Source organism: Pseudolysinimonas yzui, from assembly GCF_014653215.1.
GTDB lineage: Bacteria > Actinomycetota > Actinomycetes > Actinomycetales > Microbacteriaceae > Pseudolysinimonas_A > Pseudolysinimonas_A yzui.
Genome location: NZ_BNAI01000002.1, coordinates 431056 through 444099, shown reverse-complemented (window position 1 = coordinate 444099; position 13044 = coordinate 431056). Strand labels below are relative to the sequence as shown.

Here is a 13044-nt window from a genome sequence, read left to right as displayed (position 1 = left end):
TCGATGCGCCGCGACGCCAGGTGCGCAAGACTGTGCGCCATCACGACTCACCCGCCCACTTTCGCCCGGCCCCAGAGCACGTCGGGTGTCCTGGCGCATCGCGACGACATCCAGGGCCTGCGCGGACTCGCGGTACTGCTCGTCCTCGCGTTCCACCTCGCGCCCCGCCTCCTCCCGGGAGGCTTCGTCGGGGTCGACATCTTCTTCGTCCTCTCCGGCTTCCTGATCACCGGGCTGCTGCTCAAGACGCCGGGACCCGGCCCCGGGCTCGGCGCCTTCTTCGCCCGTCGGGCGCGTCGCCTTCTCCCGACGGCGGGTCTGGTCTTGCTCGCCACCCTCGGGGCGAGCCTGCTGGTGCTCCCCCGCACCCGCTGGGAGCAGGTCGCGACGGAAGCGGTCGCGTCGGCCCTGCAGTTCGAGAACTGGTGGCTGGCACGATCGGGGGCCGAATACTCGGCCGCCGAGGTCGCCAGCCCGCTGCAGCACTTCTGGTCGCTCTCCGTCGAGTGGCAGATCTATCTCATCTGGATGCTGCTGTTCGGGGTCGCGACCATCGCCGTCCGGAATCGGGTGCGGGTCGCCCTCCTCGGTGCGGTCGCGCTCACGGTCGCCTCGCTCGGGTTCACGCTCCTGTCGGGACCGCTCGACGCCGACCTCCGGTACTTCGCTACGCCGACCCGGGTGTGGGAGTTCGGCGTCGGGGCGCTCCTCGCCTTCCTCCCCGCGCTGCGCGGAGCACGGTGGGTGCGCGAGGCGGTGGCCGCTGCCGGGTTGGTCGCGATGATCGGCGGGGCCGTGCTGATCGACCTCGCCGCCCACCCGGGCGCTTCGGCGCTGCTGCCGGTCGCGGGAGCCGCCGCCATCATCCAGGTCGGTCGAAGCGGGCAGGCGACGGTGATCGGGCGGGTGCTCGCGGCCGCCCCCCTCCGGACCATCGGAGACCATTCCTACGCCGTCTACCTGTGGCACTGGCCGGTGCTTCTGCTCGTGCTCGCCGCGATGGACACCACCTCGCCCGGGATCGGGGAGATCCTCGTGGTGCTTCTCTTCACCGCCGTCCTTTCGATGGCGACGAACCGCTGGCTCGAGCGTCCGGTCCGAGAGCGGATGCCGCTGCGGCGAGCGCTGGTGACCGCAGGTCTCGCGGTCGTGCTCCCGACCCTGGCGGCCCTCCCGGTGGTGAGCGCGACGGCGGCCCTCCGCGCCCAACTGGCGGTGACCGCGCCCAGCGCCGAACATCCCGGGGCACTCGCCCTCGGAGCCGGAGCCGACGAGACGCTCCCCGATGTGCCGTTCATCCCCGACGTGGCGGTCGCCGGCGAGGATCGCGGCGATACCGGACCCGACCTGCACTGCCTCACACCGCGCGTGACGCCCGTCGTCTGCGACTTCGGCGACCCCACTGCCGATCGCGTGATCGTGATCGTCGGCGACTCCCACGCCTGGCAATGGGTGCCCGTGCTCGACCTCGTGGGGCGCGACCTCGGATGGCGGGTCGAGAGTCTGGTGCGGCCGTCGTGCCCGCTGGCTCCGACCGGCGTCGACATCCCCGGGATCGGTGACGACGGCGACTGCGCCCTGTGGCGGGAGAACGCCCTCCGTCTCCTGGAGTCCGAACGGCCCGACGTCGTGCTGACCACGGGTCTCACCCCGTCGGGTTACGAAGCCATCGACTTCCACGTCGCCGATGTCGCGACCTTCGCCGACGGGTACCTCGACGTCTGGTCGCGGCTGACCAACGCCGGGATCACCGTCGGAGCCATCCGGGACACACCGTACTTCCCGGTCGACGTGCCCGGATGCGTCGCCGAGCACTTCCGGAACCCGGACGTCTGCGACAGCTCACGCGCCGAGGTGCTGGATCCGACCGACGACCCGCTCGTCACCGCCGCGAAACGGGCGGGGGTGCCGCTCATCGACCTCTCCGACGCGATCTGCCACGCCACGACGTGCCCGGTCATCATCGGCAACGTGCTCGTCTACCGCGATCGACACCACCTCACGGCGACCTACGCCCGCACCCTCGAGGCCGCCCTGATCGAACGCTTGGAGGCTCACGGCCTTCTCGGATGAGGTGGGCGGATGCCGGGTGACTATCCGTGATCCCCGACGACGGTCGCTGCGGCCGCGAGCGCGGCCAGGAAGGCCTCTCGCGTTCCGCCCTCGACTGAGAACCACGCGAGGCTGCCTTCGATCGGCACATATGCGTCCCATCGTGAACCCTCGTCACCGAGATACACGACGCCGACGCCGTCCACCTCGACGGGCTCGTAGAACCCCGAGTCCCACTGCGCCGGGGGCTGGATGGCCCACTCGGCGGTGACCCAGGCACCGCCCTCGACGACGACCGCCTCCCCGAGGTAGGTGGACGTCCCCGGATTCAGCAGGGTGCAATGGGGAACCGCGATGCGAGACGTGACCAGTCCCCACGCCCCACCGTCGCTCTCGAGCGGACTCGCAACCACCGGATTCGAGACTCCCAGGGCGGCCGCAAGATCGGCGACCGGTGCCGTGTCGTCACACCCGGCACCCCAGCCGGTGAGCACGCCGGCGGGCACCTCCCACGGTTCGCGCCGTTCGGACAACCCTGCTTCGATCGCGGCGGCGATCTCCGTGAGCACGGGCAGGAACAGGGGTTCGAGGTCGGCGTCGTCCATCATCGTCGGCCGGTTGGCGAAGCCGCTGACCCAGAAGTCTCCGATGAGCACCTCGAACCGGCACTGCCCGTACCCACACTGGTGTACCGACTGATCGCCGACGACATCGAGTCGGTCGTAGTGATTCGGCACGAGCCCCGCCCGGTAGGCGGCGAAATCGGTCGCGGCGTTCGGGATCGCGATGACCGTCAACGGAGCCAGATCGCGGTCCGCCGACCACACGCAGGTCAGGATCTGGTGCTGGCGCTTGGCGACCTCGTACCAGCTATCCGGGGTGGATCCTGCATCCCGGTGCACCGGAACCACCTCCCCGGCGAAGGCCGCGAGAGTCGACGACGTGACGATGTCACCACAGGCGAGGGGCAGGGCGGGCAACGGCGGTTCGACCACACTCGAGCCGGCGGTCGGGGTCGGACTCGGGGCGGGAAGCGGTGCGACGCCGCACCCCGCCAGAGACACGACGACGAGGAGGACGAGGGCGACCCTGAGACGCATGGCTCTGAGGATAGTTCAGGCACAAGTGACGCGAGCCCGGCGCATCGTCACGATCCGGACACGGTCATGAGCTCGTCGCGACGACAGCCAACCCCGGGCTGTCCGTCGCGATCAGGTCCCCGTCGACGAAGGCGAATCGCCCAAAGCCGAGTTGCACGTCGCCGAGTCGCACGGAACCCGAGAGCACGGTCACGATCGCGGGCGTCGCGGGCGACAACCGAGCCCCCGGCCCCTCCAATACGGTCAGCACGAAGCCGGCGCCGGCCGGCGCGAACACGCTTGCTCCGTCGGATCTCGAGGTCGGACGCAGCCGCGGATCGCCAACGGGGGTGAAGTCGACGACCCGCAACAGCTCGGGCACGTCCACGTGTTTCGGCGTGAGGCCGCAGCGCAGCACGTTGTCGGACGGGCCCATCAGCTCGATGCCGAGCCCCGACAGGTACGCATGGATGTTTCCCGCAGGCAGGTACAGCGCCTCCCCGCGGCGCAACACGATCGTGTTGAGCAGCAGCGAGATCGCGATCCCCGGGTCACCCGGATAGTGCTCGGCGAGCAACCGCACGGTCGCCCACGAGTCGCCCTCGGCATCCTGCGCCGCCGCCGTCACCGCCTCGACCACTGATGCGACCTCGGGATCAGCCGACAACAGCCATTCGAAGACCGGGCGGATGTCGGCATCCGTTCGCAGCTCGGGGAGGAGCCCGGCCCTCCCGGCATCCAGCACCGCGCGAGTCGTGGTGACGGGACGGAAGCCGCAGAGCGCCCGGAACTCGTCGCTCAGCGCATAGATCATCTCGGGCTTCGCGTGCGGGTCCTTGTAGTTGCGATGGGGGGCGTCGATCGGGATGCCGGCGGCGTTCTCGCGGGCGAACCCCTCCTGCGCCTGCGCGGTCGTCGGGTGCGCCTGCAGCGACAGCGGGGCACCCGCCGCCAGGATCTTCAGCAGGAACGGCAGCTCGCCCGCGACATCCCGCAGGTCGCCGTCCCGCCCGACCAGCCGCGCCGGCGAGCCCGGATGGGTGCCCAGCCAGATCTCCGCCTGGGGGCGACCGTCGGGGGCGACGCCGAGCAGCTCCGGGATCAGCGTCGGCGAGCCCCACGCGTAGTCACGCGGCTCATTGGTGATCTCCACGAACAATGCGGCCACACATCCCCTCGGTGATTGCACCAAAGTACCAACGCCGTTGGTGCTCCCTCGCCACGCTCCTAGGCTCACGCCATGAACCTCACCCCGCTGGCCAGTGACTTCTACGGTTTCGAGAACGCACTTCAGGACCGCGAGAAGGCCGTGCTCGCGAAGCTGCGGCACTTCCTCGAGACCGAGGTCAAGCCGATCGTCAACGACCACTGGGCCCGGGCCGAGTGGCTTCCGGCGTCGGTCGTGAAGGGCCTCGCCGAGATCGGGGTGTTCGGGATGCCGTGGAAGGAGACCCAGCCGTTCGAGAACTCCGCGGTCTTCCGCGGCTGGGTGGCGCTCGAGCTGGCGCGCATCGACGCCTCGGTCGCGACGCTCGTCGGAATGCAGAACGGCCTCGTGATGGGCGCCGTCGGCGTCGCTGGCTCGCCCGAGCAGCGCGCCGAATGGCTGCCGAAGTTCGCCAGCGCCGAGTGGCTGGGCTGCTTCGCCCTCACCGAGCCGCTGTCGGGCTCGGACTCGGCACGCGGCCTTCGCACGGTCGCCGAACGTGACGGCGACGACTGGGTGATCACGGGTGAGAAGCGCTGGATCGGCAGCGGAACGATCGCGACGCACGCGATCGTCTGGGCGAAGAGCACCGAAGACGGCGAGGTCAAGGGCTTTCTCGTCCCCACCGACACCCCCGGCTGGTCGGCCTCGAGAATCGAGAACAAGCAGGCGCTGCGGATCGTTCAGAACGCCGACATCACTCTCGACAAGGTGCGGGTGCCCGCGGGGATGAAGCTGGCGAACGCGAACTCGTTCCGCGACACCGCCTCCGTGTTGCGCCTCACCCGTGCCGAGGTCGCCTGGGCGGCGGTCGGCAACTCGATCGGCGCCTACGAGGGCGCCGTGAAATACGGCGCCCAGCGGGAGCAGTTCGGGAAGACGATCGACGGCCACCAGCTGATCCAGGAGCACTACGCCAAGATGCTCGGCAACATCACCTCGTCGATCGCGCTGTGCACCCGCGTCTCGGCGATGCTCGACGAGGGGACCCAGAAGGACGAGCACGCGGCACTCGCGAAGGAGTTCGCCGCCTCACGGATGCGTGAGACGGTCGCGTGGGCGCGCGAGAGCATGGGCGGCAACGGCATCGTGCTCGACTACGACGTCATGCGGCACTTCGCCGACGCCGAGGCGCTCTACTCGTACGAGGGCACGCGAGAGATGAACGCCCTCATCGTCGGCCGCGCGATCACGGGGAAGGCCGCTTTCGTCTGACCCTCCGGTCGTTATGCTCGTCGCGACAGCCCGACGAAGGAGACCCCCGATGACCCTCGGACAACGAGACCAGGCGACCGTCACGAGTGCCGGTGTCGCGTTGGCGAAAGCCATCGTCGGCGTCAAGACCCGGTCCACCCCGAACCACGTCGACCACCGCGGCACCGTCTTCGAGATCTACGAAGGGCTGAACGACTACTGGGACGAGCCCGTCGTCTACGCCTACCAGTTCTCGGTGCATCCGCATCAGATGAAGGGCTGGGGCCTCCACGAGCGGAAACTCGACCGCTACACGATCATCGCGGGAGAGATCCTGCTCTTCCTCTGGGACGATCGCCCCGACTCCCCGACCCGCGGCGTCGTGCAGAAGGTCGTGATGTCCGACCGCGGAACCCGACAGGTCACCATTCCCGTCGGCGTCTGGCACCTCTCCGTCAACCTCGGCGACACGGAGGCGCGCCTCATCAACTTCCCCACCGAGGTCTACCATCACGACTCGCCCGACCGGCTGCTGCTCGGCTGGGACGACCCGGCGGTGCCGGTCGACATTCGCGCCCACCTGCCTCGCTTCTGACGTGCTCGTCACCCTTGAGGATGACCCGCAGATTCTCGCCGTCATCCCGACCCTCGGCACCCGGCCGGCCCGGCTGGCCCGGTGCATCGAGGCACTGCGGGAGCAGACGTCTGCCACTCGAGTCGCCGTCGTGGTCGTCCTCAATTCCGACGACGAGACCGCGATCGACGCTTCCGTCATAGCTGACTGCTCCGTTCTCCTTCCAGGTCTGAACCTGGGATGGGCCGGGGGCCTGCAGCTCGGCCGGGCGAGTTCGCCGACGGCCAGCCGGCTGTGGCTGATCCAAGACGACATGACCCCGGAACCCGGTTGTCTGGCAGCCCTCGAGTCGGAGCTCGAGCGTGATCCGGATCTCGCCGTGGTCAGCCCCCTCGTCGTCGACGAGGCAGGGATGGTGCCGCCCCGGTCGTGCGGCGGTGTTCTGCGCCGCGAGCCGCTCATCGACATGGACCACTGGTATCCGGCTCGGCCGACGGCGCCCGCGGATATCGACGAACTCGACACCCTCGACTACGTGCCCAGCAGAGGCATGCTCATCGACATCGCTGTCTGGGACACCGTCGGCGGCATGTATCCCGGCTATTACCCGGTGATCTGGGCCGACGTCGACTTCTGCACCGCCGTTCGGGAGGCGGGGCGGAGCTTCGGCATCGCCCGCGAGGCCCGCACCCGCCATGAGGGACACGGCTCGACGCCGAGCCCGTTCGTGCGGCTCCTCTCCGAACGGCATCGCGACCTCTACCGATCGCGGTGGAGTGCCGGCGGTGAGGAGCCGCGCGCCGCGCGGACGCCGATCCCCGCGGAGTTGACGGAGGTCATCGCGCGTGCGGCGGCAGCTCTCGCAGCAGACCTTGCCGTGCGGTACAGCGACCTGGTGGGCGAGAACGAGCGCATGGCGGGCGCCACCGAGGAGATCCGTCAGCTGCGCGCCTCCACGTCCTGGCGGGTCACCCGGCCTCTCCGTCTGCTGGGCCGCATCATCGGGCGAGGGCGGCCTCCCGGCTAGCCTGGTGGACATGACGCCCGCGAGCTCCTACCGCCTGTTCTTGGCGACGTTGGGGTTCTTCACCCTCGTGGCCGGCGACGCGTGGCGCTACCTGCTCTCGTGGTGGGGCTGGGGTGCGATCGTCGTGATCGTCGTCACCCTCGCGGTGATCGAACTGGTGCGCAGCCGAGTGGATGTGCGCCGCCTGCCGATCCTGCTGCTGGCGACTCTCGCGCTCATGACGCTGTCGATCGCCTGGTCGGCCTATCCGGGTGCGAGTGCGCTCGGGGTGGCCGCGACGCTCGCCACGACGGTCTTCGCCGTCTTTCTGGCGACCTGTTTCACCTGGGCGGAACTGGTGGATGCCCTCGCCCGGGCCGTGCGCATCGTGCTCGTGCTGTCGCTGCTGTTCGAGCTCGTCGTGGCGGTATTCGTGCGCGGCCCGGTACTGCCTCTGTGGGTCGACCACTCGGGCCTGGAGGAGATCCCGAAGGCGTTCTACTGGTCGCGTGACGTGCTGTTCGACGGCGGGCGCATCCAGGGCATCGTCGGCAACGCCAACATCCTGGCGATGGCCGCGCTGCTCTCACTCATCGCCGAGATCGCGCGCCGGGTCGCGGGGCGCGGAAGCGGCCTGGGCTTCGTCACCTGGGTGGTGCTCGCGGCCGGCGTGCTCGCCCTCACCCGATCGTCGACCGTCTTCGTCGCCGCGGCGGTCGTCGCCGTCGTCTGCCTGGCCGCCTGGTTCGCCCGGCGCGGGTCGGGTCCGCGGCGGGTCGCGACCGCGATCGGGCTCCTTGCGCTCACCGCCGGGTCCGCCGTCGCCGCCGTGATCTTCCGCGGCCCGCTGCTCGAACTCCTCGGCAAGAGCGCCGACCTCACCAACCGGCTCGACATCTGGGCGGTCGTCGCCGACCTCTCGGGCCGACGACCGATCGCCGGATGGGGCTGGATCAGCTACTGGGCACCCTGGGTGGAGCCGTACGACGACCTCGTGGTCATCAAGGGCGTCACCTACCTCCAGGCCCACAATGCCTGGCTCGATGTCTACCTCCAGCTCGGCATCCTCGGCCTGGTCGTCGTCGGGCTGTTCGCGCTGACGACGCTCGCCCGCACCTGGGTCTACGCGCTCGACGGGCCGCGCGACAGCGCGCTCGTGCCGATGGCGCTCCTGGTGGCCGTACTCGTGCAGGGCCTGGCCGAGAGCCGGCTGCTCATCGAGATCGGCTGGGCGATCCTCGTGCTCGTGAGCATCCGCACCGCGACCAACCGGTGGGAGCGCCGGTGATCGGCGCCGCCCTCGAATTGCTCCGCTCGCCGCGAGCCACCGCGGCTCTGACCACGACCGGCGCGGGACTCGTCGCGATCGCCTTCACCCTCCAGCAGGTCATCGGCTGGCCCGGCTACCTCGCCGCTCTCATCGTCCTCACGCTCCTTCTCGTCGCCTCGCTGATCGCCCGGCGGGACGAGATCGACTGGCACTGGGCGATCCTGCCGATCTCCCTGCTCGCCTACCTGGGGTGGGCGGGGCTCTCACTGCTCTGGAGCGAGTACCAGCGCGTCACCCTGATCTCGTTCAGCTACCTCGTGCTCGTCACCTTCGTCGGCGTCTTCATCGGACTCTCGCGCGACACGATCCAGGTCATCCGCAGTTTCGGTGACGTCCTGCGCGCGGTGCTGCTGGTGTCGCTCGTGCTCGAGGTGCTCTCGGGCATCATCTTCGACGCCCCTCTCGCGGTGTTGAACATCCACGGAGAGCTCGCCGAGGGCGGCCCGATCTCGGGGCTCGTGAGCACCCGCAACCAGCTCGGGCTGCTCGCGGCGATCGCGGTCGTGACCTTCGCCATCGAATGGCGCACCCGGTCGGTCACCCGCTACGTCGCCATCCCCTCGCTCGCCCTCGCCGCCGGAACCATCGCCTTCACGCGCTCACCGGTGGTCGGGATGGTGACGGTCGTGCTGTTGCTCGCCGGTGCCGCCCTCTACGGCATCCGCCGTCTGCCCGAAGAGCGCCGCCAGTTCGCGCAGTACGCCATCCTCGCGGCGCTCGCGCTGTTCGCCGTGCTCGCCTGGGTGTTCCGCGCGCCGATCATCGCGCTGTTCAACGCCACCGGCGAACTCGAGTTCCGGCTCAAGCTCTGGCAGCGCGTCCTCGATTTCGTGCCGGTGCATTGGCTCGAAGGGTGGGGCTGGATCGGCATCTGGAACTCCGCGTCTCCGCCCTACTCGGGGCTCACCCCGACCGGCGGACGGCCCCACGACTCCGCGCTCAACGCGGTGGTCGACCTCTGGCTGCAGGTGGGCGCGGTCGGAGTGTTCCTGTTCCTCGCCGTCGTCGGGCTCGCGTTCGTGCGCTCCTGGCTCCTCGCCGGACGCCGCCGCAGCGTCGTGCACACCTGGCCGGCCCTCGTGCTCGTCGCCCTCATCACGGTCTCGGTGGCCGAGAGCTCGATCCTCACCGAGTTCGGCTGGCTGCTCTTCGTGATCTGCGCGGTCAAGGCCTCGGCCGAGCTGAGTTGGCGCTCGGCGTTGTCTCCACGGCCGGAGCGGCCCGAACCGCTCCCCCACGAGTAGCGAGGGTCAGGCGGGCCGGAACAGGTCGCGCACCGCGTCGAGTGAACGCTGACTGGCGAACCGTCGGTAGCCCCCGCTGAACAGCCCGCCCAGGATGCCGGGCACCCGCGCGATCTTCAGGGCGGGCAGCCGCGAACGGCGACCTTCGAACCGGGCCTTCGCGGCGGCCTGCGCGGCGTGCTCGGGGAGCCCTCGGGCGGCGAGCCGCTCCGCAAGCACCTGCGATCGTCGAGCCAGGAGCGCCGCGCGGTCGCCCGAGTCGCCGAGCACCCGCGCGATGCGATAGCGCAGGGTCGGCTCGGCGACGCCGATCTGATTCGCTCCGTGCAGCCGGTAGTCGATCTCGACGTCGCGCACCATCCGCACGGCCTCGCGCGCCGCAGCGAGGATCGCGAGCCACTCGTCGTGCACCCACTCCGCCGGAAAGGGCAGCGCATCGTCGAGCAACTCCCGACGGAAGGCGGTGGTGGCACCCGTCGCGAGGTTGCGGCGAAGGTAGGTCGCGAAGGCCCGGCCGCCATCGATCGCGGCGGCCTCGGCGGCGCCCACCCGCAGACGCGCGAACAAGGTCGTGCCGAGGTCATCCCCGACCTCGTCGACGAGGCGGGCGTCACTGTGACGCAAGAGCACGCCGACGCCGCCGAGCTCGGCTTCGATCCGGGCCAGGCGCGACGGATGCCAGACGTCGTCCTGATCGGCGAGCGCGATCAGGTCGCCCGTCGTGGCACGCACGGCCTGCTCGAAGTTCGCGGTGACCCCGAGCGCTCGGGGGTTCTCGAGGATGCGGTGCGCCACCCCGGCCGAGCCGAGCACGGTGCGGGCGACCTCGAGTGTCGCGTCGGTCGACGCGTCGTCGCTCACGACGACCTCGTCGGGAACGCGCGTGCCGTCGAGGATGCTGCGCAGCTGCGCCTCGAGATAGCGCTCGCCGTTGTGGGTGCACAGGGCTACCGAGATCCTCATGCCGCCACCTCGACGCGTCGGGCCGCGAGGGCGACGAGCTGGACGAGCAGCGCAGCCCCCGGGCCGGCGAGCGCCGCGACGACGATCCGAGGTTCGGCGGGGAGCGGCAGTAGGAAGGCCGCGACGGTGACCACGACCGCGACGACCCATCCGGCGACGTAGACCGAGTGACGCGACGCCGCGAGCAGCCCCGCCCCTCCCACGATCACGGCGGCGATGAGCCCCGACGAGGCGACGAGCGCCGCGAGCAGCGCGCCGTCGACCGCGTAGTCCGGGCCGAAACCCGCGAGGAGGAGGGCAGGGCCGGCAACGGCTGCGAGTACCGCGAGGAGGGCCGTCGCCACCCCGACCAGCGCGACCGCGAGCAGCACGAGACGAACCCCGGCATCCCGGAACCGCACGATGAGCAGGCTCTGCATCGCCATCGCGGGGATCACGATCGGTGCGCGGGTGATCATCAACGCGAGCAGCAGCGGTGCGAGCGCGGCGGCCGGCTCACCGGGCGTCGCGGCGCTCACCAGGGCCGGGAACCCGCTGATCAACACGGCACTGGCCCCCGCGGCGAGCACGGCGAGCAGGGTGTTGCGGGCGAGGCGGGCGAGCGGCACGTCGGCTCGGATCCCACGCAGTCGGCGCGCGACGACCGGCAGCACGATCGCCAATGCGAGCGGGAAGGGCAGCACGACGGCGATCTCGAGCGCACGCTCCGGTTCGGGGAGCGCGAGGGAGACGAGCACTCCCGCGAGACGCAGGACGCCGTCGACGAGGATGAGGGTCGCGATCGGCAGCCATGCCCGTGCCCCGTAGAGCGCGCCACTCGTCACCGCGACGAGGCAGTAGGCGCCCGCACCGGCCACGAGGGCGACGACCGTGAGCGGATGTCCGCCGGCGACGAGCGTCCACAGCGGCGCGGTCGCCAGCAGCACGATGACCGCTGCGAGCGCCGCCGCGACGGCGAATCGGCCGAGGCTCGCCATGCCGTCGACAGCATCCCTCACCCCGGCTGCCCGGGTGATCTCCTGCTGGATACCACCCAGGGCACCGACGACGAGGAAGAGCGTCGACCAGAAGACCGCGAACGTGGCGTACGCCGCCGGCGTCACCGCCGCGGCGACGAAGAAGGTCACGAGGTAGCCGGCCAACCCCGAGACCGCGGTCGCGGCGAGCAGCACGACGGCAGGCCGGGGCATCGTCATCCGTTCTGTCGCTCGCCCGGCTCGACGAGCACCGCCTCGTCGCTGGGTTCCTGATCCCGCTTCCGAACGCGACTCACGATCCGGTCGCGCCAGTGCGAGATGCCCCGGCCCGGTCCCCAGTCCTTGAGTTTCAGGGCCTGCTTCTCGACGCCGTGCCAACTGAGCCACGCCAACGCGAACGCGCCCAGCAGGGCGAGCAGGACGTAGGGCAGATAGCCCCACTCGTTGACGCCGAGGAAGGAGAGGATCTGCTGCACGACCCAGCCGTAGAGGTAGACGCCGTACGAGTAGTCGTTCTTCGCCCCGACCCGCTGGAGGGCCTTCGGCAGCCGAGCCGCGAGGTAGAGCACGAAGTAGGTGAAGGCGATGTAGCCGACGGTGTTGAACCCGCCGAACCGCAGTAGCGCGATCGACGTGATGCCGGAGAGCACCCCCAGACGATCGTCGAACGGGATGCGATCGGCATACATCGCGATCGTCGCGCCGATGAAGAAGACCAGGCCGAAGTTGATCCGCCACGGGTCGCCGAACGTCGGGAAGAGCGGGGCGAGGGCTCCGGGCTCGAGCAGGAGCGCCGCGACCTGGGCGACGAAGAAGAACGCCGCGATCAAGGGCACGACGATCTTGGCGCGCTTCATCACGCCGAAGGCGACGAGCACGGCGATGACCAGATAGCAGCCCCACTCGTAGACGAGAGTCCAGATCGAGCCGTTGATGGCGCCGCCCGGATAGGGCGTCGTGTCCAGGTAGACGTCGTGGATGCCGTATTGGCCGATCGCGAGCGTCCAGTTCGAGTACAGGTACGCGATCGGACCCCCGGGGCCGAGCGTCAGGTAGTCGCCCAGGGCGTTGCCCTCCGCGACCCAGATCGCGGGGCCGACCAGGAAGGCGCCGACGAGCAGCACGAGCCAGTACCCGGGGAAGATGCGCAGGAACCGTCGCCACATGAACTGGACGACGTCGGAACTCATCCCCGACTTCGCGATGAGGTAGCCGCTGATCGCGAAGAACCCGACGACCGCGAGACCGCCGAGCGACTGCTGGTTGTCGGTGTAACCGAGGAACGGAGCCGTGCCCCACCCGCCGAGCGGGAACGCGTGGTCGAAGATGACCGCGGCGGCGAAGACCAGGCGCAGCAGGCCGAGGGAGTTGCGGTGGCCGCCGAGCGCTTCTTGCAACGACATCCGTCGCTCGTCCTT

11 protein-coding genes are annotated in these 13044 nt (G+C 70.0%); 6 read left to right on the top strand and 5 right to left on the bottom strand.

All coding sequences use genetic code 11. The features are described 5' to 3' along the window. Window positions 1–3 precede the first annotated feature (3 nt). Window positions 4–2073, top strand: coding sequence for an acyltransferase family protein (locus tag IE173_RS07925; RefSeq protein WP_191282904.1), 2070 nt, complete (start codon window positions 4–6; stop codon window positions 2071–2073). A 20-nt stretch (window positions 2074–2093) separates the two neighbouring features. Here the strand turns inward: IE173_RS07925 and IE173_RS07920 are convergent, their stop codons facing one another. Then, window positions 2094–3152 carry a hypothetical protein gene (locus IE173_RS07920; RefSeq protein WP_191282903.1) on the bottom strand — a complete coding sequence of 353 codons (1059 nt, stop codon included), beginning with the start codon at window positions 3150–3152 and terminating at the stop codon, window positions 2094–2096. A 64-nt stretch (window positions 3153–3216) separates the two neighbouring features. Next, window positions 3217–4299, bottom strand: coding sequence for a mannose-6-phosphate isomerase, class I (manA, locus tag IE173_RS07915; protein ID WP_308433089.1), 1083 nt, complete (start codon window positions 4297–4299; stop codon window positions 3217–3219). Between the two features lie 72 nt (window positions 4300–4371). Between manA and IE173_RS07910 the strand changes: the two genes are divergently transcribed. The 5 genes from IE173_RS07910 to IE173_RS07890 are packed head-to-tail and all read left to right on the top strand — an operon-like array spanning window position 4372 to window position 9686. After that, entirely contained in the window at window positions 4372–5553 is a 1182-nt protein-coding gene (locus IE173_RS07910; RefSeq protein ID WP_191282902.1) for an acyl-CoA dehydrogenase family protein, read from the top strand. A gap of 49 nt (window positions 5554–5602) precedes the next feature. Continuing rightward, entirely contained in the window at window positions 5603–6127 is a 525-nt protein-coding gene (locus IE173_RS07905; RefSeq protein WP_191282901.1) for a dTDP-4-dehydrorhamnose 3,5-epimerase family protein, read from the top strand. A 1-nt stretch (window position 6128) separates the two neighbouring features. Continuing rightward, window positions 6129–7133, top strand: a complete 1005-nt coding sequence (locus tag IE173_RS07900) for a glycosyltransferase family 2 protein (protein WP_191282900.1) — start codon at window positions 6129–6131, stop codon at window positions 7131–7133. 10 nt (window positions 7134–7143) lie between these two features. Next, window positions 7144–8400 (top strand): O-antigen ligase family protein, encoded by a 1257-nt coding sequence (locus tag IE173_RS07895; protein WP_191282899.1) that lies wholly within the window; start codon window positions 7144–7146, stop codon window positions 8398–8400. Next, the gene (locus IE173_RS07890; RefSeq protein ID WP_191282898.1) at window positions 8397–9686 is read left to right on the top strand and encodes an O-antigen ligase family protein; all 1290 of its coding nucleotides are present in this window, start codon (window positions 8397–8399) and stop codon (window positions 9684–9686) included. The genes IE173_RS07895 and IE173_RS07890 overlap by 4 nt, the downstream gene beginning before the upstream one ends. A 6-nt stretch (window positions 9687–9692) precedes the next feature. On the opposite strand, the gene IE173_RS07885 is transcribed toward IE173_RS07890, so the two are convergent. The 3 genes from IE173_RS07885 to IE173_RS07875 are packed head-to-tail and all read right to left on the bottom strand — an operon-like array spanning window position 9693 to window position 13029. Continuing rightward, window positions 9693–10649 carry a glycosyltransferase family 2 protein gene (locus IE173_RS07885; protein WP_191282897.1) on the bottom strand — a complete coding sequence of 319 codons (957 nt, stop codon included), beginning with the start codon at window positions 10647–10649 and terminating at the stop codon, window positions 9693–9695. Further along, complete coding sequence (locus IE173_RS07880; RefSeq protein ID WP_191282896.1) at window positions 10646–11845, bottom strand: hypothetical protein; 1200 nt, start codon at window positions 11843–11845, stop codon at window positions 10646–10648. Before IE173_RS07880 ends, IE173_RS07885 begins: the two co-directional genes overlap by 4 nt. Further along, window positions 11842–13029: an acyltransferase family protein gene (locus tag IE173_RS07875; RefSeq protein WP_191282895.1), complete on the bottom strand. Its 1188-nt coding sequence runs from the start codon at window positions 13027–13029 to the stop codon at window positions 11842–11844. Before IE173_RS07875 ends, IE173_RS07880 begins: the two co-directional genes overlap by 4 nt. Window positions 13030–13044: the final 15 nt, after the last annotated feature.

What these genes read in the sequence shown, in the direction of transcription:
- IE173_RS07925 (WP_191282904.1), top strand. Translation starts at nt 4, where the DNA reads ATGCGCCGCGACGCCAGGTGCGCAAGACTGTGCGCCATCACGACTCAC.
- IE173_RS07920 (WP_191282903.1), bottom strand. Translation starts at nt 3,152, where the DNA reads ATGCGTCTCAGGGTCGCCCTCGTCCTCCTCGTCGTCGTGTCTCTGGCG.
- IE173_RS07910 (WP_191282902.1), top strand. Translation starts at nt 4,372, where the DNA reads ATGAACCTCACCCCGCTGGCCAGTGACTTCTACGGTTTCGAGAACGCA.
- IE173_RS07905 (WP_191282901.1), top strand. Translation starts at nt 5,603, where the DNA reads ATGACCCTCGGACAACGAGACCAGGCGACCGTCACGAGTGCCGGTGTC.
- IE173_RS07895 (WP_191282899.1), top strand. Translation starts at nt 7,144, where the DNA reads ATGACGCCCGCGAGCTCCTACCGCCTGTTCTTGGCGACGTTGGGGTTC.
- IE173_RS07885 (WP_191282897.1), bottom strand. Translation starts at nt 10,649, where the DNA reads ATGAGGATCTCGGTAGCCCTGTGCACCCACAACGGCGAGCGCTATCTC.
- IE173_RS07880 (WP_191282896.1), bottom strand. Translation starts at nt 11,845, where the DNA reads ATGACGATGCCCCGGCCTGCCGTCGTGCTGCTCGCCGCGACCGCGGTC.
- IE173_RS07875 (WP_191282895.1), bottom strand. Translation starts at nt 13,029, where the DNA reads ATGTCGTTGCAAGAAGCGCTCGGCGGCCACCGCAACTCCCTCGGCCTG.